This window comes from Salinibacterium sp. GXW1014, assembly GCF_044769865.1.
GTDB lineage: Bacteria > Actinomycetota > Actinomycetes > Actinomycetales > Microbacteriaceae > Homoserinimonas.
The window spans coordinates 1,888,162-1,910,129 of the sequence record NZ_JBIZWA010000001.1 but is presented as its reverse complement, the minus strand read 5'-3'; the positions used below and the strand labels follow the sequence as shown (position 1 = coordinate 1,910,129).

At 66.7% G+C, this 21,968-nt stretch carries 22 protein-coding genes; 3 read left to right on the top strand and 19 right to left on the bottom strand.

The window, feature by feature from the left end; all coding sequences use genetic code 11:
- Positions 1-3 precede the first annotated feature (3 nt).
- Positions 4-1,509 (top strand): sodium/proline symporter PutP, encoded by a 1,506-nt coding sequence (gene putP / locus ACIQK7_RS09385; RefSeq protein WP_403023723.1) that lies wholly within the window; start codon positions 4-6, stop codon positions 1,507-1,509.
- 3 nt (positions 1,510-1,512) lie between these two features.
- Here putP and ACIQK7_RS09380 read toward each other — a convergent pair whose 3' ends face one another.
- Positions 1,513-2,619 (bottom strand): branched-chain amino acid aminotransferase, encoded by a 1,107-nt coding sequence (locus tag ACIQK7_RS09380; RefSeq protein WP_403023720.1) that lies wholly within the window; start codon positions 2,617-2,619, stop codon positions 1,513-1,515.
- A 20-nt stretch (positions 2,620-2,639) separates the two neighbouring features.
- Complete coding sequence (locus tag ACIQK7_RS09375) at positions 2,640-3,701, bottom strand: 3-isopropylmalate dehydrogenase (RefSeq protein WP_403023717.1); 1,062 nt, start codon at positions 3,699-3,701, stop codon at positions 2,640-2,642.
- A 167-nt stretch (positions 3,702-3,868) separates the two neighbouring features.
- On the opposite strand from ACIQK7_RS09375, the gene ACIQK7_RS09370 reads away from it, so the two are divergent.
- A complete protein-coding gene (locus tag ACIQK7_RS09370) occupies positions 3,869-4,129 on the top strand; it encodes a DUF6458 family protein (RefSeq protein WP_325211044.1) in 261 nt (86 codons plus the stop codon).
- 71 nt (positions 4,130-4,200) lie between these two features.
- On the opposite strand, the gene ACIQK7_RS09365 is transcribed toward ACIQK7_RS09370, so the two are convergent.
- The 3 genes from ACIQK7_RS09365 to ACIQK7_RS09355 are packed head-to-tail and all read right to left on the bottom strand — an operon-like array spanning position 4,201 to position 6,576.
- A complete protein-coding gene (locus tag ACIQK7_RS09365; RefSeq protein ID WP_403023714.1) occupies positions 4,201-4,773 on the bottom strand; it encodes a TetR/AcrR family transcriptional regulator in 573 nt (190 codons plus the stop codon).
- A 7-nt stretch (positions 4,774-4,780) separates the two neighbouring features.
- A complete protein-coding gene (locus tag ACIQK7_RS09360; RefSeq protein WP_403023711.1) occupies positions 4,781-5,476 on the bottom strand; it encodes an ABC transporter ATP-binding protein in 696 nt (231 codons plus the stop codon).
- Positions 5,473-6,576 carry an ABC transporter permease gene (locus ACIQK7_RS09355; RefSeq protein ID WP_403023709.1) on the bottom strand — a complete coding sequence of 368 codons (1,104 nt, stop codon included), beginning with the start codon at positions 6,574-6,576 and terminating at the stop codon, positions 5,473-5,475. Before ACIQK7_RS09355 ends, ACIQK7_RS09360 begins: the two co-directional genes overlap by 4 nt.
- A gap of 81 nt (positions 6,577-6,657) precedes the next feature.
- Between ACIQK7_RS09355 and ACIQK7_RS09350 the strand changes: the two genes are divergently transcribed.
- Positions 6,658-7,029, top strand: a complete 372-nt coding sequence (locus ACIQK7_RS09350) for a hypothetical protein (RefSeq protein ID WP_403023706.1) — start codon at positions 6,658-6,660, stop codon at positions 7,027-7,029.
- A gap of 65 nt (positions 7,030-7,094) precedes the next feature.
- Here the strand turns inward: ACIQK7_RS09350 and serA are convergent, their stop codons facing one another.
- From serA to ACIQK7_RS09280, 14 genes are all read right to left on the bottom strand, one after another.
- On the bottom strand, positions 7,095-8,687 hold the full coding sequence (gene serA / locus ACIQK7_RS09345) for a phosphoglycerate dehydrogenase (RefSeq protein WP_403023703.1): 1,593 nt from the start codon (positions 8,685-8,687) through the stop codon (positions 7,095-7,097).
- A 132-nt stretch (positions 8,688-8,819) separates the two neighbouring features.
- A complete protein-coding gene (locus ACIQK7_RS09340; protein ID WP_403023700.1) occupies positions 8,820-9,194 on the bottom strand; it encodes a hypothetical protein in 375 nt (124 codons plus the stop codon).
- A gap of 1 nt (position 9,195) precedes the next feature.
- Positions 9,196-9,585: a hypothetical protein gene (locus ACIQK7_RS09335; RefSeq protein ID WP_403023697.1), complete on the bottom strand. Its 390-nt coding sequence runs from the start codon at positions 9,583-9,585 to the stop codon at positions 9,196-9,198.
- A gap of 35 nt (positions 9,586-9,620) precedes the next feature.
- Complete coding sequence (locus ACIQK7_RS09330) at positions 9,621-10,319, bottom strand: dienelactone hydrolase family protein (protein WP_403023695.1); 699 nt, start codon at positions 10,317-10,319, stop codon at positions 9,621-9,623.
- A gap of 115 nt (positions 10,320-10,434) precedes the next feature.
- Complete coding sequence (ilvC, locus tag ACIQK7_RS09325; RefSeq protein ID WP_325211035.1) at positions 10,435-11,460, bottom strand: ketol-acid reductoisomerase; 1,026 nt, start codon at positions 11,458-11,460, stop codon at positions 10,435-10,437.
- A 65-nt stretch (positions 11,461-11,525) separates the two neighbouring features.
- A complete protein-coding gene (gene ilvN, locus ACIQK7_RS09320; protein ID WP_147720690.1) occupies positions 11,526-12,032 on the bottom strand; it encodes an acetolactate synthase small subunit in 507 nt (168 codons plus the stop codon).
- A 4-nt stretch (positions 12,033-12,036) separates the two neighbouring features.
- Positions 12,037-13,827, bottom strand: a complete 1,791-nt coding sequence (locus ACIQK7_RS09315) for an acetolactate synthase large subunit (protein WP_403023691.1) — start codon at positions 13,825-13,827, stop codon at positions 12,037-12,039.
- 70 nt (positions 13,828-13,897) lie between these two features.
- The gene (gene ilvD, locus ACIQK7_RS09310) at positions 13,898-15,592 is read right to left on the bottom strand and encodes a dihydroxy-acid dehydratase (protein ID WP_403023688.1); all 1,695 of its coding nucleotides are present in this window, start codon (positions 15,590-15,592) and stop codon (positions 13,898-13,900) included.
- Between the two features lie 48 nt (positions 15,593-15,640).
- Positions 15,641-16,027, bottom strand: a complete 387-nt coding sequence (mnhG, locus tag ACIQK7_RS09305) for a monovalent cation/H(+) antiporter subunit G (RefSeq protein ID WP_403023685.1) — start codon at positions 16,025-16,027, stop codon at positions 15,641-15,643.
- Positions 16,024-16,335, bottom strand: coding sequence for a monovalent cation/H+ antiporter complex subunit F (locus tag ACIQK7_RS09300; protein ID WP_403023682.1), 312 nt, complete (start codon positions 16,333-16,335; stop codon positions 16,024-16,026). Before ACIQK7_RS09300 ends, mnhG begins: the two co-directional genes overlap by 4 nt.
- The gene (locus ACIQK7_RS09295) at positions 16,332-16,895 is read right to left on the bottom strand and encodes a Na+/H+ antiporter subunit E (RefSeq protein WP_403023679.1); all 564 of its coding nucleotides are present in this window, start codon (positions 16,893-16,895) and stop codon (positions 16,332-16,334) included. Before ACIQK7_RS09295 ends, ACIQK7_RS09300 begins: the two co-directional genes overlap by 4 nt.
- Positions 16,895-18,490, bottom strand: a complete 1,596-nt coding sequence (locus ACIQK7_RS09290; protein ID WP_403023677.1) for a Na+/H+ antiporter subunit D — start codon at positions 18,488-18,490, stop codon at positions 16,895-16,897. Before ACIQK7_RS09290 ends, ACIQK7_RS09295 begins: the two co-directional genes overlap by 1 nt.
- Positions 18,487-18,957: a Na(+)/H(+) antiporter subunit C gene (locus ACIQK7_RS09285; protein WP_325211028.1), complete on the bottom strand. Its 471-nt coding sequence runs from the start codon at positions 18,955-18,957 to the stop codon at positions 18,487-18,489. The genes ACIQK7_RS09290 and ACIQK7_RS09285 overlap by 4 nt, the downstream gene beginning before the upstream one ends.
- Positions 18,954-21,887, bottom strand: a complete 2,934-nt coding sequence (locus tag ACIQK7_RS09280; RefSeq protein WP_403023673.1) for a Na+/H+ antiporter subunit A — start codon at positions 21,885-21,887, stop codon at positions 18,954-18,956. The genes ACIQK7_RS09285 and ACIQK7_RS09280 overlap by 4 nt, the downstream gene beginning before the upstream one ends.
- Positions 21,888-21,968 lie beyond the last annotated feature (81 nt).

Here is a 21,968-nt window from a genome sequence, read left to right as displayed (position 1 = left end):
GACATGGACGACCGGGTGTTCGAGATCATCGCGATTGCTCTCTACTTCGCGTTGATGCTGATGATCGGATGGTTCGCCTTCCGGCGCACCAAGAACCTCAACGACTACATGCTGGCCGGGCGCGGGCTCAAGCCCGGCGTCGCCGCCCTCAGCGCGGGAGCATCCGACATGTCGGGCTGGCTGCTCATGGGCCTCCCCGGCGCCATCTACGTCGCGGGCCTCGTCGAGGCATGGATCGCGATTGGACTCACGATCGGCGCCTGGCTCAACTGGAAGTTCGTGGCGCCCAAGCTTCGCGCCTACACCGAGGTTGCGGGCAACTCCATCACGATCCCGAGCTTCATCGAGCGGCGAGTGCGCGATAAGACGCGCGTGCTGCGGGTCGTCGGCGGCGTGATCATCCTCGCGTTCTTCACCTTCTACGTCTCATCGGGCATGGTTGCCGCCGGCGTCTTCTTCGAGTCGTCCTTCGGAGCCCCCTACCTGCTCGGCATGCTCCTCGTCGGCGGCATCACGGTGCTCTACACGCTCTTCGGCGGATTCCTCGGCGCCTCCCTCACCGACGTCGCGCAGGGCCTCCTGATGTTCGCGGCGCTCATCTTCGTTCCCATCGTCGCGGTCGTCACGATGGGCGGTCTCGGTGAGACCATCACGGCGATCGAGGAGGTCGACCCGGCGCGGCTCAACCTCCTGACGGGCGGCACGGTCGTCGGCATCATCTCGGCCGCCGCGTGGGGCCTCGGCTACTTCGGGCAGCCGCACATCATCGTGCGGTTCATGGCCCTGCGCACGCCACAGGAGGCGAAGGCCGCCCGGCGCATCGGCATCAGCTGGATGGTGCTCACCTCACTCGGCGCCATCGCGACCGGCCTTATCGGCATCGGGTACTTCGCCCGCAGCGGCGAAGAGCTGGCCGACCCCGAGACGGTGTTCCTGCGGCTCTCACAGATTCTCTTCCACCCCTTCATCGCGGGCCTCGTGCTCGCGGCCGTGCTCGCCGCGATCATGAGCACCATCTCCTCGCAGCTCATCGTGACCTCCTCTGCGCTCGTTGAAGACCTCTACAAGATGGTGACGAAGAAGGACGCCTCAGACAGGCGCCTAGTGCTCCTCGGCCGAACCGGCGTGCTCGTCGTCGCAATCGTCGCGATCCTCATCGCCCTCGACCGCACGTCGACGATCCTCGACCTCGTCGGCTTCGCGTGGGCCGGCTTCGGCGCATCCTTCGGCCCCGTCATCCTGCTGTCGCTCTTCTGGCGCAAGCTCACCAACTGGGGCGCCATCGCGGGCATGGCGGTCGGTGCCATCACGGTCTTCGTGTGGGGCAACCTGCCCATCGGCGATGTGCTCTACGAGATCATCCCGGGCTTCGTGCTCGCACTCATTGCCGCCATCGTCGTGAGCCTCGCGACCTACAAGCGCAACGACGACATCGAGCGCGAGTACGACGAGGCGATCGCCATGACGGGACCGGTGCCGACCGCGCGGGTGGATCGCCGCAACGACTGAGTCTCAGGCGTCGAGGCGCGTGAGCCAGCCGTGGCGGTCCTCGCCGCGGCCGTACTGGATGTCGGTGAGCTCCTTGCGAAGTGACATCGTGAGTTCGCCCGCGACGGCATCCGCCGAGCCGATCTCGAAGTCCTTGCCCTTGACGAGGCCGATCGGGGTGATGACCGCAGCGGTACCGCACGCGAACACCTCGACGATGTCGCCGGATGCCACACCCTCACGCCACTCGTCGATCGCGACGCGGCGCCGCTCCACCCGGTGCCCGCGATCTTCGGCGAGCTGCAGCACGCTGTCGCGCGTGATGCCCTCGAGGATGCTCTCCGAGTCGGGGGTGACAAGGGTGCCGTCCTTGTAGACGAGCACGACGTTCATGCCACCAAGCTCCTCGACATACTTGCCCTCAGATGAGTCAAGGAAGAGCACCTGGTCGCAGCCGTTCTCGTAGGCCTGGGCCTGGGCCAGAAGGGATGCAGCGTAGTTGCCGCCCGTCTTCGCTGCGCCCGTGCCGCCGTGCGCCGCGCGCGTGTACTCGGTCGAGAGCCAGATGCTGACGGGAGACACTCCCCCGGCGAAGTAGGAGCCCGCCGGGCTCGCGATCACGTAGTAGGCCACCTTGTGAGCCGGGCGAACACCGAGGAAGGCCTCCTTGGCGAACATGAAGGGGCGCAGGTAGAGGCACGTCTCGTCTGCCGCGGGAACCCAGTCCCCGTCGACCGCGATGAGCTGGCGGAGCGACTCGATGAAGTACTCGGTGGGCAGCTCCGGCAGGGCGAGCCGACGGGCGGAACGCTGCATCCGCTCTGCGTTCGCCTCGGGGCGGAACGTCCAGATGGAGCCATCCGCGTGCCGGTAGGCCTTCATGCCCTCGAAGATCTCCTGCCCGTAGTGCAGCACGGCGGCGGCAGGGTCGAGGCTGATGGGGCCATACGGCTGCACGCGCGGCCGATGCCATCCGCCCTGCTCCGACCAGCAGATGTCGACCATGTGGTCGGTGAAGTGCTTGCCGAAGCCCGGGTTGGCCAAAATCTGCTCTCGCTCCTCGACGCTGCGGGGAACGTCATTGCGCGTGACAGCGAAGTCGAGTGTCGCGGGAGCGAGGAGATTCTTCATTGGGAGTCCTTTGGTCGTGTCTAATTCTGCGCCTGCGTAGCCGCCGCGGCAATCGCGTCGCCCACCTCGCTCGTGCTGCGGCGGGCATCGCCGCGGGATGCGAGGTCGGACTCGACCGCCGAGATGACCCGAGCCGAGGCATCCGTGAGCCCCACATGCTGGAGGAGGAGCGCCGCCGAGAGGATCGCGGCGGTCGGGTCAGCGAGCTGCTGGCCTGCGATGTCCGGTGCCGAACCGTGAACGGGCTCGAACATGCTGGGGAAGGTGCCGTCCGGATTGATGTTGCCCGAGGCCGCCAACCCGATTCCGCCGCTGATCGCGGCGGCCAGGTCGGTGATGATGTCACCGAAGAGGTTGTCTGTGACGATCGTATCGAAGCGACTCGGGTTCGCGACCATGTGAATCGTCGCCGCGTCGATGTGCTGGTAATCGACCGACACGTCGGGGTACTCGGCCGAGAGCGCGTCGACTGTGCGCTGCCAGAGGCCGCCCGCGTGCACGAGCACGTTGGTCTTGTGCACGAGCGTGAGCTTCTTCGCCGGGCGGGACTGCGCCGTCTCGAATCCGAATCGCACGAGCCGCTCCACGCCGAATGCCGTGTTGACGCTCACCTCGTTGGCGATCTCGTGCGGCGTGCCCTTGCGAATGCTGCCACCGTTGCCCACGTAGGGCCCCTCGGTGCCCTCACGGACGACGACGAAGTCGACCTCGCCGGGGTTCGCGAGCGGCGACGTGACCGAGGGGTAGAGCTTGGTCGGCCTCAGGTTGACGTAGTGGTCGAAGGCGAAGCGGAGCTTCAGCAGCATGCCGCGCTCGATGATGCCGCCCGCCAGTCGCGGGTCGCGCGGGTCTCCCCCGACGGCGCCGAGCAGGATCGCGTCGTGCTGTGCGAGCGCGTCGAGGTCTTCCTGTTCCAGGATGCGACCGGTCTCCAGGTAGTGCGTCGCGCCGAAGGGAAAGTCAGTCGTGCCGACGACAGCCGAATCGCCCACCGCCGCCTTCAGCACCTTGACAGCCTCTGCCGTGACTTCGGGGCCAATCCCGTCTCCTGCGATGACGGCGAGCTTGAGATCACGGGGCATTCGGCACTCCTGGTTCGGCACAGAACATTGTCAGGTTCCAGCGTACCGGCCGGGCTCCCCGAAGTTTTTCCCCCGCTACGGCTGGACCGGGACTACCGTCAAACGAGACATCGACTCAGGTCACCCGGCCGTCCGATGTCACACACGTGAACGAAAGGACTCAGCTCATGGGTATCGGTTCAGGAATTGCACTCTTCGTCATCGGGGCCATCCTGGCCTTCGCCGTCAACGTCGACCTCGGCGGTGTCGTCAACCTCGACCTCATCGGCTACCTCCTCATGGGTGCCGGAGTCGTCGTGTTCCTCATCTCCCTCGTGTTGATGATGCGCAAGCGCTCCTCCACGTCCACCGTGCGCCAGGTGGATGGCACCGGCGAGCGCGTCACGCAGCGCGAGACCCGCAGCGACCCCATCGACCCGGTCGCCTGATACGGCGCGCGCGGCTCGCAACAGTCAAGGAGGGGCTGGCATCCACTCGGATGCCAGCCCCTTTCGCTGTCTCAGGCGAAGCCGTGTCGCAGGGAGTCGAGCACGGCGTCCGTCACAACCTCGACGTCCTCCCCCTGCGCGATGCGCTTGACGGCGGCATCCACCATGCCCTGCGCGAGTGCCCCCGCGAGCTCGGGACGCTGCACCTCGAGCTCGGCCATGATGTCGGGGAGCGGCGAGCTGAGCGCGTCGTGGTGCCCCATGAAACGCTGAACCTGCTCTTCGCTGAAGCTCACGCCCTCCAGTCGGTCGGCGATCTCGTGCTTGCCCTCCTTGACCATGAGGAGCGTCGAGCGCACGTAGGCCTCGAGTCGTGGCCAACCCGGCGCGGCGGGCTCGATCGCCGAGCTCAGCTCGGTCGACCACTCGAGGATGGCGCGGATCGCGACCTCCGCCAGCAGGTCGCCTGACGACGGGAAGTACTCGTACACGCTGCTGCGCGCGAGGCCGACGGCCGAACCGACCGCTCGCGGTGTGATCGCCGTGGGACCCTCGCTCAGCAGGATGCGCGTGGCCTCCCTGATGAGGGCTTCGCGCTGCTGGTTGCGGTGCTCCGCAACCGAGGGCGCAGTGATCTTCGGCATTCGCCCATTATCCAAGCACTGCCGCCGGAAGCGCCCCAAGCACGCCGTCGTGCATGCGGAGCACGCGATCCGTGTGCGTGAGCACCTCGAGATCGTGGGTCACCATGACGCAGGCCGTGCCGGTCGCGTGGGCGCGCTCGGCGAGCAGGGCGACGACCTCGTCGGCGCGCGCGTGGTCGAGCGCACTCGTGGGCTCGTCGACCAGCAGCACCTGCGGGTCACCCATGAGGGCGCGGGCGATTCCGACCCGCTGGCGTTCGCCGCCTGAGAGCTGCGCGGGACGCCGGTCGGCACGATGCGACATGCCCACGGAGGCGAGGAGCTCGTCAGCCTTCGCGCGGTGTTCGGCTCGGATGCCGCTCGCCATGTGGGGCACCATCAGCAGCTGGTCCCGCGCGGTCAGCGACGGCAGCAGGTTGGTCGACTGGAAGACGAAGCCGATGAGGTCGCGACGGATGCGGGAGAGCCGCGTGCGCGATGCACCCGTGAGCTCCTGGCCTCCGACGACGACAGACCCGGAGGTGGGCGGCATGAGCGCCCCCGCGACGGCCAGGAGGCTCGACTTGCCCGAGCCGGACGGGCCCACGATAGCGAGGAGCTCGCCCTTCGCGACCTCAAGCGAGACGTGGTCGAGGGCCGTGACGGTCTCGTCGCCCGCGGGCAAGGTGAGCGTGACGTTGGTGAGTGTGAGTGCAGCGGTCATCGTGCGCCTCCCAGCGCGGTGAGGGGGTCGACCCTCGTGATCTGGCGGATGGCGACGAGTGCCCCGGCAGCGCCGAGGACGATGATGAGGGCGAAGCCCGTGAGCACGGGAATCGTCTCGAGCACGAAGGGCATCCCCTCCGGCATGGCGGCGCCGAGCGCCCATCCGGCGGCGCCTCCCAGGGCGGTTGCGCCCAGGAGCACGACGAGCACCTGCGCGAGCGCATCCCTCACGACATAGCCGCTGGATGCGCCCATGGCCTTGAGCAGGGCGATCTCGGGCTGGCGCTGCACCGTCCAGACGGTGAAGAATGCCCCGACCACGAGTGCCGAGATCACGTAGAGGAAGACCTGGATGAGGAGCATCGTTGAGGTCTCCGCCTCATAGCCGGGCGAGGCATTGAACGACTCCTGCTTCGAGATGGCCGCCGTGCCGGCAACCTCCGTGTCCGCCAGCTCACCGTCGTGCTGCAGGGCGATCGCCGTCGCGATCTCATAGGCGCTGCTCGGCACCTCGCCCGGAATGCCGTATGCGACCTCCTGCCAAGTCGCCAGCGGCAGGTAGACGATGGCGACGTGCCCGTATGACGCGCTGCCTGTTGTCCCGACGACCGTCAGCTCGGTGCCGATGCGATCGATCGTGATGACATCGCCGATCGCGAGGCCTTCGTTTGCGATGCCCTCGGAGATCACGACCCCGTTCTCAGCGGAGGCGACAGGGTCACCGTCGAGGAGTTCAGGGGCGAGGAAGCCCCCCTCTGCGATGCCGAAGAGCGCCGCGCTGAACTGCACCCCTGCATCGCTCTCAGCGTGGACGAGTGCGCTGCCGACGGGAGTGGCGTCGGTCACCCCGTCAATCGCCCTCCAGTCACCGGCTGCGGAGACATCCACGGTCGAACGGGAGAACTGGTCACTCGTGACTGCTTCATCGAAGGCGAAGGAGTCAGCTTTCATATCACGCAGTCCTGAGACACCGTGATCGACGAGGCCGGAGGACAGGCCCGAGAGGATGACAGAGAGTGCGGCCATGAGCGCGACCACCGCACCCATGAGGAGGAAGCGACCGCGAGCGAAACGCAGCTCGCGTAGTGCTAGGAACATTACGACCCAATCTTGCCGACACGGTGTCGGTCAGACCAAGGTTAGCACCATGCCGACACCGTGTCGGACTAGACTCAGACCATGGAATTCCTTGACCTCGCACGCAACATCCTCGTCATCCTGCACTTCATCGGCCTCGCCTCACTGCTCGGCGGGTTCCTCACCCAGATGTCCGCCTTCAAGACCAAGTCGGTCGTCATCAACCCGGCGATCCTGCACGGCGCACTGACCCAGCTCGTCACGGGTCTCCTCTTGGTGACCGTCGCGGAGATGGGAGAGGGCGACGTCAACCACATGAAGATCGGCATCAAGCTCGCCGTCGCCCTCGCGATCTACGTCATCGCCCTCGTCAACCGCAAGAAGAAGCCCGTCTCGAGCGCAGTCCTCGGAATCATCGGAACGCTCACGCTCGTCAACGTCATTGTCGCGGTGGTCGTCCCGGGCATGAGCTAGACCTCACCCCACACACAGGAACGCCCCGCCGGACAGCACCGGCGGGGCGTTCTTCGTTGTTGGGACTATGCCTCGGTGATGTCGATCTCGCGCATGATGTCCGCGTCGATCGCAACCCGAACCGACTCGAGGAGTTCCTCGGGGGCGGGCGAGTCGATCGTCAGGACGCTGAGGGCCTGGCCACCCGCCTCGCGGCGGCTGATCTGCATCCCAGCAATGTTGATGCCGGCGTCGCCGAACTCCTTGCCGTAGACGGCCACGATGCCGGGGCGGTCGGTGTAGAGCATCACGATGTGGTGCTGCTCGATCGGCACCTCGACGTCATGTCCGTTGACCTCGACGAGCTTCTCGATCTGCTTCGTGCCGGTGAGGGTGCCCGACACCGAGACCTGGGTGCCGTCGGTAAGCCCGCCGCGGATCGTCAGAAGGTTGCGGTATTCATCGCTCACAGCATCCGTGATCAGGCGCACCTCGATGCCGCGCTGCTCCGCCAGGAGGGGCGCGTTGACGTACGACACCGTCTCGCTCACGACGTTGGTGAAGATGCCCTTGAGCGCGGCCAGCTTGAGCACCTTGACGTCGAGCTCGGCGATCTCGCCCCGCACCTCGACATCGACGCTCGACACGGGGCCGCTCGCGATGGCGCTGAAGATCTGGCCCAACTTCTCCATCAGCGGGATGCCCGGCCGCACGACCTCATCGATGACACCGCCGGCGACGTTGACCGCGTCGGGAACAAGCTCGCCGCCGAGCGCGAGACGCACCGACTTGGCAACCGAGACGCCCGCCTTCTCCTGCGCCTCATCAGTCGACGCGCCCAGGTGGGGAGTCAAGACGATGTTGTCGAGCGTCGCCAGCGGGGAATCCTTGGGCGGCTCGCTCACGAAGACATCGAGGCCGGCCGCCGCGATGCGCTTGGTCGACAGCGCCTCGTAGAGGGCGTCTTCGTCGATGATGCCGCCGCGGCTGCAGTTGACGATGCGCAGCTCGGGCTTCGCCTTGGCGAATTCCGCCGCACCGAAGAGGCCCGTCGTCTCAGGGGTCTTCGGGATGTGGATCGTGATGAAGTCGGACTGCTCGATCAGCTCGTCGAGGCTCACGACCTGCACGCCAAGCTGCTGGGCGCGAGTCGGGGTGACGTAGGGGTCATAGGCGATGAGGTTGGCGCCGAAGCCCGCCAGGCGCTGCGCCACGAGCGTGCCGATGCGACCGAGGCCGACGATGCCGATCGTCTTCTCGAAGAGTTCGATGCCGGTGTACTTGGAGCGCTTCCACTCCCCCGCCTTCATCGACTGGTTCGCCTCGGGAATAAAACGGGCGAGCGAGAGGATGTGCCCCACCGCGAGTTCGGCCGCCGAGATGACGTTGGAGGTCGGCGCGTTGACGACCATGACGCCCGCCGTGGTCGCGGCCTTGATGTCGACGTTGTCGAGGCCCACGCCCGCACGGGCGATGACCTTGAGCTGCTTGCCCGCGGCGATCGCCTCGGCGTCCATCTTGGTGGCGGAACGGATCAGCACGGCGGATGCGTCGGCGAGGGCCGCAAGGAGCGCCGGACGGTCAGTGCCGTCGACATTGCGGATCTCGAAGTCGGGGCCCAGGGCCTCAACTGTGGCGGGAGAGAGTTCTTCTGCGATCAGCACGACCGGCTTTGACACGTAGCTGTTTCCATTCCTCGTGTGGGGTGGGGTGTGCCACGACGCTTTCGGGGGCGGCGGCTCGGTCAGTTTAGTGCACGGATGAGCAGCCTCTTCGCCCCGTGCCCGGCGTCCCGGGTGCGCGCGGAGCCGTCAGAGGAGGCCGCGGGCGACCGCGATGAGCGTGAGGCTGCAGGCCGCCACCACGGCGAGCGCAACGAGGTAGATGACCGCCTGCGCTCCCGCCCTACGGCGCCGACCGAGCCACCAGGCCACGCCGAAGCCCAGCACGGGGGCCGCGACGTTGGCCAGCAGCACGGCCCACGGCGCACCGATGGGGGCAAGCTCCTGCGAGGCACGGAACTGGTTGCGCGCCTCGTTGAGCTCGAGCGCGCCGAACAGGTTCGTGAGCGCCTCGAAGAGGTCGAAGGCGAAGAACAGGCCGAAGCCGATCGCCACCGCGAGCGAGAGCCACCTGGGCCCGGGCCGGGCGGCCTCTGGGGTCGTGGCTGCAGCATCCGTCGTCATGTCAGGCTCCCATCACGAAGGGCCATGGCACCAGCACGAGCACCCCGAGTCCAAGCCACGCGAGCCGATGGCTCGGTCGTGCGACGAGCGCGAGCACGGCGGCCATCCAGATCAGCGGCGAAGCGATCGCGAGGAACTCGCCGAGCTGGAACATGATCTCGGCGAAAAGGCCCGGCTGCGTGAAGTCGTCACGCTGCACCGCGATGAACCAAGCGACGCTGTAGATCAGGAAGATGCCGGCGATGACGCCGTATGCGACGAGGATCGCCGAGCTGGCCCGAACGGGCTCGTCGGATGCCTGCCGAGGGGCGGCCCTCGTCGACGGTCCTGCCACATGGCTCGGGTCGTCATCACCCCAGCTGAGGGCATCGTCGTCGGGATCCACGCGCATGCTCTGACTCTAACGCTGACGGGCGGCCGAGGAACTCAGCGGACCCGCGCCTGAAGGAACTCGGTCGCGCGCGAGAGCGCCAGCTTCGCGGCATCCGGCCGGTAGTTGCCCGAGGGGTTCGAGTCGTTCGCGAAGGCGTGCGGGGCGTCGTAGTAGAAGTACTCGACGTCGGCCCCGGACTCGTCGCGGATCTGCTGCTCCTGCTCGCGAGCCTTATCGGCCGGATACAGCGAGTCCTGCTCCCCATAGTGGCCCTGCACCGCCGCACGGATGCCCGCGTATGACTCAGGAAGGGCCTGCCCGACACCGTAGAACGGCACCGCAGCGCTGACGCGCTCCCCCTGCTGAGCGGCGAGCGCCAAGACGAATCCGCCGCCCATGCAGAAGCCGATCGCGCCGACGGTCGAACTGGAGACAGCCTCCTGCTCGAGCAGGTAGTCGACAGCGCCCGAAAGCATCTCGGCGCCCTTCTCCTCCGGCAGCTCCGACATGAGTTGCGCAGCCTCCTTGCCGTCGTGCGCAACACGCCCGCCGTAGAGGTCAGGGGCGAGCACAACGAAACCCTGGGCCGCAAAGCGGTCAGCCATGTCCTTGATGTGGTCGACGAGACCCCACCACTCCTGGATGACGATCAGGGCCGGGCCGGAGCCAGACTCTGGAAGCGCGAGATACCCGTGCGCCTCTCCCCCACCCGACGGGAACGTCACGTTCTGGAACGGTGCCTGCTCAACCACATTGTCTCCTCTCACACACGGACATCTTCGAGTCTATTCAACGGCGAAGGGCCGGCACCCTTGTGAGGTACCGGCCCGTGCTCGCCGTATGTGCGCGGCGGGTCTAGCTCAGACGTCAGCGCGCGGCGCTGCCGTCGACGTAGTCCTCGTCCTGCTGCTTCCAGGCGAAGAGGGCGCGGAGCTCCTTGCCCGTCGCCTCGATGGGGTGCTCCTGCTCCTTGGCGCGCAGCGAGAGGAACTCCTGGCCACCGTTGTCCTGGTCGTCGATGAAGCGCTTCGCGAAGGCACCCGACTGGATGTCCGCGAGCACGGCCTTCATGTTCTCCTTGACCTCGGGGGTGATGACGCGGGGGCCAGAGACGTAGTCGCCGTACTCGGCCGTGTCGGAGATCGACCAGCGCTGCTTGGCGATGCCGCCCTCCCACATGAGGTCGACAATGAGCTTGAGCTCGTGGAGCACCTCGAAGTAGGCGATCTGCGGCTGGTAACCGGCCTCGGTGAGGGTCTCGAAGCCGTACTGCACGAGGTGCGACATACCGCCACAGAGCACGGCCTGCTCGCCGAAGAGGTCGGTCTCGGTCTCCTCGGTGAAGGTCGTCTTGATGACGCCGGCGCGCGTGCCACCGATGGCCTTCGCGTAGGAGAGCGCGAGGTCCCAGGCCTGGCCCGAGGCGTCGTTCTCGACCGCGATGATGTCGGGGATGCCACGGCCCGCGACGAACTCGCGACGAACCGTGTGGCCGGGGGCCTTCGGTGCGACCAGGATCACGTCGACACCCTCGGGCGCCTCGATGTAGCCGAAGCGGATGTTGAAGCCGTGCGCGAAGGCGAGCGTCTTGCCCGCGGCAAGCTTGCCCTTGATGTGGTCGTTGTAGATCGAGCGCTGGTGCTGGTCAGGCGCGAGGATCATGATGACGTCGGCCCACTCGGTCGCGTCAGCGACGTTCTTGACGTCGAAGCCCGCCTCGGTCGCCTTGGGCGCCGACTTCGAGCCGTCCTTGAGCGCGATGGCAACCTCGACGCCGGAGTCGCGAAGGTTCTGCGCGTGCGCGTGGCCCTGCGAGCCGTAGCCGACGATGGCAACCTTCTTGCCCTGGATGATCGACAGGTCGGCGTCCTTGTCGTAGAAGATCTCGGTCACTGTGTTTCTCCTTGTGTTCTTTGAGGTTTCGATACAGCCCAGGCGGGCTTACTCAACCCGCGGGGTTAGTTCTTGAAGATTCGTTCCGTGATGCTCTTGGATCCACGGCCGATGGCGAGGAGACCCGACTGCGCGATCTCCTTCACGCCGTAGGGCTCGAGCACCCGCAGGAGCGCCTGCGTCTTCGCGGTGTCGCCCGTGACCTCGATCACGACGGCATCCGTCGACACATCGACGATGCGGGCGCGGAAGAGGGTGGCTGCCTCGAGGATCTGGCTGCGCGTCGTGTTGTCGACCCGCACCTTGATGAGCATGTGCTCGCGTTGCACCGTCTGCGCCGGGTCGAGTTCGACGACCTTGATGACGTTGACGAGCTTGTTGAGCTGTTTCGTGACCTGCTCGAGCGGCAGTTCCTCGACATCGACGACGACCGTGATGCGCGACAGGCCGGCGATCTCACTCTTGCCGACCGCGAGGCTCTCGATGTTGAAGCCGCGACGTGCAAAGAGTCCGGCGACCCGGGTCAGCAGACCCGGCTTGTCCTCAACGAGGAGCGAAAGAACGTGGCTCATCGACCTACTCCTCTTCCCAAGCGGGCGCGTGGTCACGCGCGTACTGCACCGACGAGTTGCCGAGGCCCTGTTGCACCATCGGCCACACCATGGCGTCGCGGCTCACGACGAAGTCGATCACGACGGGTCGATCATTGGTCTCGTTCGCGAGCCGGATGGCGTCGTCAACCTCCTCCTTCTTCGTCACGCGGATCGCGAGGGCGCCGTAGGCCTCCGCGAGCTTGACGAAGTCGGGGATCATGGCGGTGTCGTGCCCCGTGTTCAGGTCGGTGAAGGAGTAGCGGCCGTTGTAGACGAGCGTCTGCCACTGCCGCACCATGCCGAGCGAGGAGTTGTTGATGACGGCGACCTTGATCGGAATCTCGTTGATCGTGCAGGTCGCGAGTTCCTGGTTGGTCATCTGGAAGCATCCGTCGCCGTCGATCGCCCACACGGTGCGCTCGGGGTTCGCAACCTTCGCCCCCATGGCTGCGGGCACGCTGTAGCCCATCGTGCCTGCGCCGCCCGAGTTGAGCCAGGCGCCTGGGCGCTCGTACTGGATGAACTGGGCCGCCCACATCTGGTGCTGCCCGACGCCGGCAGCGTAGACCCCCTCTGGACCGGTGATCTTGCCGATGCGCTCGATCACGTACTGCGGCGAGAGAAGGCCGTCGTCAGGCTCGTCGTAGCCGAGCGGGTACTGCTTGCGCAGGTTGTTGAGACGCGCCCACCATTCGCTGAGGTCGGGCTTGGCACCCGCGCTCGCCGTGGCGAAGGCGGAGGACAGATCGGCGATGACGTCCTTGGCATCGCCGACGATGGGGACATCTGCCGTGCGGATCTTGGAGATCTCAGCGGGGTCGATGTCGACGTGAATGACCTTGGCGTGGGGGGCGAACTCGCTCGCTTTGCCCGTGACGCGGTCGTCAAAACGAGCGCCCAGGGAGACGAGGAGGTCAGACTCCTGGATCGCGAGCACGGCTGGAACGGTGCCGTGCATGCCGGGCATCCCGAGGTGCTGCTCGTGCGAGTCAGGGAAGGCGCCGCGAGCCATGAGTGTCGTGACAACTGGTGCGCCCACTGCCTCGGCCAGCGCGAGCAGTTCGGCCGATGCGCCAGCACGCACGACGCCGCCGCCGACGTAGAGCACGGGCCGCTTCGCCTCGGCGAGCAGCTGCGCCGCCGCCTGGATCTGCTTGCCATGCGCCTTCACGACGGGACGGTAACCCGGGAGGTCGACCGAGCTCGGCCACACGAAGGGCGCCGAGCCCTGCTGCGCATCCTTCGTCACATCGACGAGCACCGGGCCAGGCCGGCCGGTCGACGCGATCTGGTACGCGGCAGCGAGTGTCTTGGGGATGTCCTCCGCCTTCGTCACGAGGAAGGAGTGCTTGGTGATGGGCATCGTGATGCCCACGATGTCGATCTCCTGGAAGGCGTCCGTGCCCATCGAGGTCGAGAACACCTGGCCGGTGATCGCGAGCAGCGGCACCGAGTCCATGTAGGCGTCGGCGATCGCCGTCACCAGGTTGGTGGCGCCGGGGCCGGATGTCGCGATGGCGACCCCGACCTTGCCGCTCGACGAGGCGTAGCCTTCGGCGGCGTGGCCCGCCCCCTGCTCGTGGCGCACGAGGATGTGCCGGATCTTCTCCGACGACATGAGCTCGTCATAGAACGGCATGATCGCGCCGCCGGGCAAGCCGAAGACGTCTTTGACGCCGAGGTGTTCGAGGGAACGAAGGATCGCCCCCGAACCGGTCAGCACCTCAGGAACATTGAGGGCGCTACTGGGAGTGGGCGGTGCATCCGCTGACATCACTGAGTTCCTTGCATCGTGTACACGAATGGTCGTGCGGGACTGCGAGTCCGCACGGTCTGGTGGGCGACTACCCCGTGATCGCACCCTCCGAGGCGGAGTGGACGAGCTTGGAGTACTTTGCGAGAACGCCACGGGTATAGCGCGGGGGAAGTGGAGCCCAGCCTTCACGGCGGGCTGCCAGCTCGGACTCGTCGACGAGTAGGTCGAGAGAGCGGGCTGCGATATCGACCCGAATCAGATCACCATCGCGCACGAAGGCAATCGGACCTGCGTCGACCGCTTCGGGTGCTATGTGGCCGATGCACAGGCCGGTTGTGCCGCCTGAGAATCGTCCGTCCGTCAAGAGTAGTACATCTTTTCCGAGCCCCGCGCCCTTGATGGCGGCCGTGATCGCGAGCATCTCGCGCATCCCAGGGCCACCCTTGGGGCCCTCGTAGCGGATCACGACAATGTCGCCCGCCTTGATCGACCCCTCGGTGAGGGCATCCATCGCGGCGCGCTCGCGCTCGAACACGCGTGCGGGCCCCTCGAAGACCGCGGCGTCAAAACCGGCCGTCTTCACGACGGCACCCTCGGGTGCGAGCGAACCCTTCAGCACGGCGAGCCCGCCCGTCGCGTGGATCGGGTTGTCGAGCGTGCGAAGCACCTCCCCGTCGAGCGGGTCGATGTCCATCTCGGCCAGGTTCTCGGCGAGGGTCTTGCCCGTCACGGTGAGTGCATCACCGTGCATGAGGCCAGCGTCGAGCAGCGCCTTCATGAGCACGGGCAGGCCGCCGTGCCGGTCGACGTCGTTCATGACGTACTTGCCGAAGGGCTTGAGGTCACCGACGTGGGGCACCTTGTCGCCGATGCGGTTGAAGTCGTCGAGCGTGAGGTCGACGCCGGCCTCATTCGCGATCGCCAGGAGGTGCAGGATGATGTTGGTCGAGCCGCCGAGCGCCATGCCGACCGCGATGGCGTTCTCGAAGGCCTTCTTCGTGAGGATGTCGCCCGTCGTGATGCCGAGGCGCAGCATGTTGACGACCGCCTCGCCGCTGCGGTGCGCGTAGTAGTCACGGCGACGGTCAGCGGATGCGGGAGACGCCGAACCCGGAAGGCTCATGCCGAGCGCCTCCGCCACGCTCGCCATCGTGTTGGCGGTGTACATACCGCCGCAGGCGCCCTCGCCCGGGGCGAAGGCGCACTCGATGCGCTTGGCATCCGCCTCGGACATCTTGCCCGCCTTGACGGCGCCGACCGCCTCGAAGGAGTCGATGATCGTGATGTCCTTCTCGGTGCCGTCGCTCAGCCTGACCCATCCGGGCGCGATCGAGCCGGCGTAGAGGAAGACGGATGCGAGGTCGAGACGGGCGGCCGCCATGAGCATGCCTGGGATCGACTTGTCACAGCCCGCCAGCACGACCGAGCCGTCGAGGCGCTCCGCCATCATGACCGTCTCGACCGAGTCGGCGATGACCTCACGGGAGACGAGCGAGAAGTGCATGCCCTCGTGACCCATCGAGATGCCGTCGGAGACGGAGACCGTGCCGAACTGCAGCGGGTACCCGCCGCCCGAATGCACACCCTCCTTGGCGGCCTGCGCGAGGCGCCCGAGGCTCAGGTTGCAGGGAGTGATCTCGTTCCAGGAGCTTGCGATGCCGATCTGAGGCTTCTCCCAGTCGGCGTCGCCCATACCGACCGCACGGAGCATTCCGCGCGACGTCGTCGCCTCGATCCCATCGGTGACAACACGGCTACGAGGTTTCATGTCGAACTCTGGCATGCGCCAAGTTTAGTGCCAGCGCAACGGTGGCCCCGCGACATCCGCTCGTCAGCCGCCGCTCTCGCGCTCGTGCCGGGCCCGCTCCTCCTGTGCCTCATCGATGGCCTCGTCGAGTTCGTCGACATAGAGGTGGTCGTCGTCGATGTTGCCAGCCCGGTAGCCCGCCCGGCCGATCATGTGGGCAGAGATGGGCGCGGTCAACATCTGGAAGAGCAACACCGGCAGGAGGGTGAGCAGCACAGTCCAGCTGCGCTCAGCCAGGGCAATCGCGCCGAGCACGAGCATGAGGCCCACAACCTGGGGCTTCGTCGCGGCGTGCATGCGGGCGAGCACGTCGGGAAAGCGCAAAAGGCCGATGCCCGCGGCAAGCGAGAAGAGGCCACTCCCCACGAGGAAGATCGCGGCGAGCTGGTCGAGGAAGGAATCGAGGGTCACGGCTTCCTCTCCCGGGCGATCGGGCTGCGGTCGGGGGGCCTGCGCTCGGCCGACTGCTTCGAGACGTAACGCGCGACCGTCATGCTCGCGAACACCGCGACGACCGCCAGCACCACCATGATCGGCACCGTGCGGGTGTGGCCGTTGTAGACCATCTCGACGCCGAGCACGCAGATGATCGTCGTGACCAGCATGTCGGATGCGATCATGCGGTCGAGGATCGCTGGCCCCCGCACGATGCGGTAGAGGGCCGCGAGTGACGCCGCGGCGAACAGGACGCCGATGCCGAGAAACACCACGTCAATCATGATTCCTTCCCCGCATTCTCACTCCGCCGTTGGTCGTCGCGCGAACCGATGACCCGCACGATACGCCGCTCAGCCACGAGGACGGTCGCTCGCATCCTCTCGAGCGAGGCATCGTCGTGCACGTCGAGTGCATGGATGTAGAGCACTGAGCGATAACGGTCGGCCTCGACCACGAGCGATCCCGGCACGAGCGAGATGTAGAGCGACACGAGCAACATCACAAGGTCGGAGCGGCTGTTGAGGTGCACCGCCATCACGGAACTGGCGGCACGGCGGCGGGGGCTGATGGCGATCCAGGCGACGTGGAAGGAACCGCGGATGACATCCCACAGGAAGACCACGACGAAGACGACCGCCCACAGCAGGTTGAAGCGTCCAGAGAGTTCGACGGGCGGCAGGTAGAAGACCCGCATGACGATGAGGGCGACGAGGATGCCCGTGACCAGGTTGAGCCATGACAGCGAACCCCACAGGAGCATCCACAGCACGACGAGCCAGACGAGGAGCGGCAGCTGGTTGAAGAAGTTTCGTCGCAGACGACTTGGTGTGTACTCAGGCATCAGCGGTCCTCACCCCTGACATCGACCTCTGATTCGTCTTCGACGTCGGGGAAGACGAGGTTCGTGTAGGTGAGCGGGTTGCCGAGGTTCTCACCCGCTCGGGACGAGATCGCGTAGAGCGGTCCAGCGAAGACCGTAAGGGCGACCGATAGCGCCACGAGCGCCGCCGTCGAGCCGGTCATGAGCCGCGGCGAGTTGCGCGACTCCTGCTGGGGCGCGGAGCCTCCGGGTGCCTCTGTCAGTTCCGTGAGGAGCGACGACTCGTAGGTCTCGACCTCAGACTGCGGCCGCCAAAACGCCATGTTCCACACCCGGGCGAGCGCGTAGAGGGTCAACAGCGAGGTGAGCACGCCGGCGCCGATCAGCACCCAGATGAGCGGGTTCGGCTCCTGTGCACCCGCAGTGAAGAGGGCGAGCTTGCCGATGAAACCAGAGAAGGGCGGGATGCCGCCGAGATTGAGTGCGGGGATGAAGAACAGCACCGCGATGATGGGAGCACTCTTGAGGAGGCCACCCAGGCGGTTGATCGACGTCGAGCCACCGTGGCGCTCGATGAGCCCCGTCGCGAGGAACAGGGTCGTCTGCACGATGATGTGGTGCACGATGTAGAAGATCGTGGCGCCGAGGCCCGCGACCGTGCCCATCGCGATGCCGAAGATCATGTAGCCGATGTGGCTCACGAGTGTGAACGACAGGAGTCGCTTGATATCGGCCTGTGCTACGGCGCCGAGGATTCCGACGACCATCGTGAGAAGGGCGACGACCATGAGCGCGGTATTGATGTCACTCTCGGCGAAGAGCACCGTTTCGGTGCGGATGATCGCGTAGACACCGACTTTCGTGAGGAGGCCGGCGAAGACGGCTGTGACAGGCGCGGGGGCCGTCGGGTAGGAGTCCGGCAGCCAGAAGGAGAGCGGGAAGACGGCTGCCTTGATGCCGAACGCGATGAGCAGCATGATGTGCAGGATCATCTGGATATCCGGCGAGAGCTCGGCCATCCGCAGTGAGATGTGCGCGATGTTGACGGTGCCGAGCGCCCCGTAGATGACCGCGATCGCCGCAAGGAACAGGAGCGATGAGACGAGGCTCACGACGATGTAGGTGACGCCGGCCCGGATGCGGGCTCCCGTGCCACCCAGCGTGAGGAGCACGTAGCTCGCGACGAGGAGAATCTCGAAGCCGACGTAGAGATTGAAGAGGTCGCCGGCGATGAAGGCGTTGAAGACGCCGGCCGCGAGCACCATGTACGTCGGGTGGTAGATCGAGACCGGGGTCTCATCGTCACCATCGGCCATGCCCTGGCCGACCGAGAAGATGAGGACGGCGAGGAGCACGGCGGCCGAGACGATCAGCATGAGGGCTGACAGCCGGTCGACGACGAGCGAGATACCGAAGGGCGCGTCCCAGCCTCCGACGGCCATCACGAGTGCCCCCTGGGCGTCGACCTCGATGAGGAGGAAGACGCTCACGACCAGCACGGCGACGAGCGCGGCGATCGTCACCATGACCTGGAGGCGGCGTCGGCGACCCGCGATGAGTGCGCCGGCAGCACCCAGCAGGGGCAGGATCACGACGAGGGGCACGAGCGCGGTCACGGCTGCTCCTCCCCTGTCTCGGCGAGATCGTGGGCGGCGGTCAGCTCGTCCAGGTGGTCGACCTCCTGGTCAATGTGGTCGGGGTCTGCGAGTTCGGCCTCGACCTCGGCGTCGCGCTGTGCGATCGCCAGGTCTTCGGCGTCATCGATGACCTCATCCGCCTTCGAAAGGCGCCACGAGCGGTAGATGAGCGCCATGAGGAATGCCGAGACACCGAAGGTGATGACGATCGCTGTGAGCACGAACGCCTGCGGCAGCGGGTCGGCGATGTCGTCGGTCGTCGTGCCGTCATTGAGGATCGGCGCGACCCCGTTTGGCCCGGCCATCGTGAGGAGCAGCAGGCTCGTGGCGTTCGCGACGAGCAGGAAGCCAAGCAGCACGCGCGTGAGGCTGCGCTCAAGCATGAGGTACACGCCCGTGGCATAGAGCACCGTCATGACGGCGATGAGAGTGAGGGATGCTGTCATGCGCCTCTCCTCTCTTCAAGCCGCTCGTTGGGGGTGCGGGGATCCTCTTCCTCCTGCTGCCGGTCAACCTCGCCACCGAGGCTCCTGAGCACGTCGAGCACGAGCCCGATCACGACGAGGTAGACGCCGACATCGAAGATCGTCGAGGTGATGAACTCGACGTGGCCGAAGACGGGGAGCGTCGTCTCGAAGAACGCCGAGGTGAGGGCATTCGCACCGAAGAGGAGGGAGGCCGCCGCCGTGCCCGCCGCGAGGAGCATGCCCGTGCCGAGGAGTCGGCCGGCATCGATCGTGACGGCGGCACCCAACTCGTAGCGGCCGCCCGCGAGATAGCGGGCCACCAGGGCCATACCCGCGACGAGGCCAGCCGCGAAGCCGCCACCAGGCGCGTTGTGGCCGCTGAACAGCACGAAGAGCGAGACCACCATGATCGAGTGGAAGACGAGGCGCACGGCGATCTCGAGCAGGATCGAGCGGTTCTCGGGGGCGAGCGTGCGCCCGGCCAGCAACCAGGCGAGCCGCTTTTCGTCGGGCTCAGGTTCGCGATCGGTGCGCATCCGCGCGACAGGCCGGGCCGGTTCGGTGATGGGACGCTGGCGAAGGAGGAAGCCCCGGCGACCCCGCGCGAGCTTCGGCCGCGCAAGGTCATCGGTGCGACGGTCGAGGAAGATCAGGCTCGCGACACCGGTCGCGGCAACGATGACGACCGAGAGCTCGCCCATGGTGTCCCAGGCTCGGACGTCGACCAGCGCGACATTGACGACGTTGGCGCCGTGTCCGATGTCCTTGGCGAGCTGTGCGAACTCGTGGAAGATCGGTTCGGTGGAGCGGGCGGCAAGCGCGGTGACGGCGACGACGGCCATCGTGAGGCCCACCGCGATCGCAAGGATCGCGCGCAGCAGGCGGTGCTGTGGTCGGCCGTGCGCGACGCCGATCCGGCCGGGGAGCCGGCGCAGCACGAGCACGAATGCAACGAGCGTCACGGTCTCGACGAGGAGCTGGGTGAACGCGAGGTCGGGCGCCCCCTGCAGCGCGAAGAGCGTCGCGAGTCCGTAACCCGTAACACCGACCAGCACGACGGCGGTGAAGCGCTTGTCGGCGCGCACTGCGGCGAGCGCCGCGATGATCATGATGATGCCGATCGCGGCCTGCGCCGGGTAGTCCCAGAGCTTCCACGTTGTCGGCCACGTCGAGTTGAGCGCGAGCGAGGTGCCTGTGGCCAGCACGAAAACGAGCAGGATGACGCCGAGGTAGAACGGCAGCGAACCACGCTGCGTCGTCGAGGTCACGCGGGCTGCGGTGCGATCGACGAAGCGAAGCACCTTCCAGTAACCGTCAGCTGCGTTGACGAGTGCCGGGACCGCCGCCTGTGCCCGCGCGACCCCCGTCCGCTTCCAGAACAGGAGGATTCCGAGGAGCAGCGATACGGCTGAGATACCGAGGGCGGGCTCGAGCCCGTGCCAGAGCGCGATGTGGTACTCCTCGTCCCCTGCCGGGAACACGATCGAGTAGCCCGCGAGCCAAGGGTCGAGGGCGGAAGCAGCAAAGCCGAGGACGATGCCGGCGAGCGACAGGATGAGCGGGGATGCGAGGGCATCCGCTCGCTCCGCATGCACGGGAATGTCGTCGACGTCGCGCTTGCGCCCGAAGGCTCCCCAGAGGAACCGAGCCCCATAGGCGACCGTGAGCACGGAGCCGAGCGCGACACCGACGAGGCCAACGAGGCCGATGGCCGAACCGTCGAGCAGCGCAGTGAAGACGGCTTCCTTGGCCACGAAGCCGAATGTCGGAGGCAGGCCCACCATGGATGCCGTCGCCACGATCGCGATGACGGCGAGCACGGGGCGCGACCGGCCGAGACCGCTGAGCTTGCGAAGGTCGCGTGTGCCTGTCGAGTGGTCGATGAGGCCGACGACGAGGAAGAGCGACGACTTGAAGAGGGCGTGGGCGAGCAGCAGTGCGAGTGCCGCGAGGGCCGCCGTGCGGGAGCCGAAGCCCGCGATGACCGTGAGGAAGCCGAGTTGGCTCACGGTGCCGTAGGCGAGCAGCAGCTTGATGTCGGTCTGGCGGAGGGCCCGCCATCCCCCGACCAGCATGGTCGCGACACCGAGGATCACGAGCACCTCGCGCCATCCCGGAACTGTCGAGAACGCGGGCGCGAGCGCCGCGATGAGGTAGATACCGGCCTTCACCATGGCGGCCGCGTGCAGGTAGGCGCTGACCGGCGTCGGGGCAGCCATGGCGGCGGGCAGCCAGAAGTGGAAGGGCACGAGCGCAGACTTGGAGACGGCTCCCACGAGCAGCAGATAGACGGCCGTGATGACAGCGGCACCCTCGGGTGGCGGCTCCGCCACGATCGCCGTGAGGCTCGTCGTGCCCGTCTCGGCCGCAAGGATGACGAGACCCACCAGCATCGTGAGCCCGCCGGCCGTCGTCACGAGGAGCGCCTGCAGCGCGGCTCCTCGGCTCGCCTTACGATCGGTGTAATGGCCGATCAGGAGGTAGGAGAAGACGGTCGTCGCCTCCCAGAACATGAAGAGCAGGAAGATGTCGTCAGCCACGACGAGGCCGTACATGCTGCCGCTGAAGGCAATGAAGAACCCGGCGAAGCGACCGAGGCCGGGCTCATCCGCCGGGAAGTAGCGCTCGCAGTACACGAGCACGAGGGCGCCGACCCCCAGCACGACGAGCGTGAGCACCCAGGAGAGAGTGTCGAGTCGCAGCGAGAGGCCGAGGTCGATCTCGGGAATCCACGGCAGGAACTCCGTGACGATCTCGCCGTTGAGGATGCGTTGCGCGACCGCCAGAGACACCGCGAGGGCGCCAAGCGGAACCAGCGCCAAGACGTAGAAGACCCGCGGGCCGAGCATCTTCGTGAGCGCGGGGGCGAGGATCGCCGCAAGCGCGAAGAAGCCCAGCGAAATCAGCACGTGACCTCCGTCTCGGTGGGCGGGTGGCGCGCGTACACGGGAGTCGTGAGATGCGGCGGAACCATCACATTCTAACGGCCG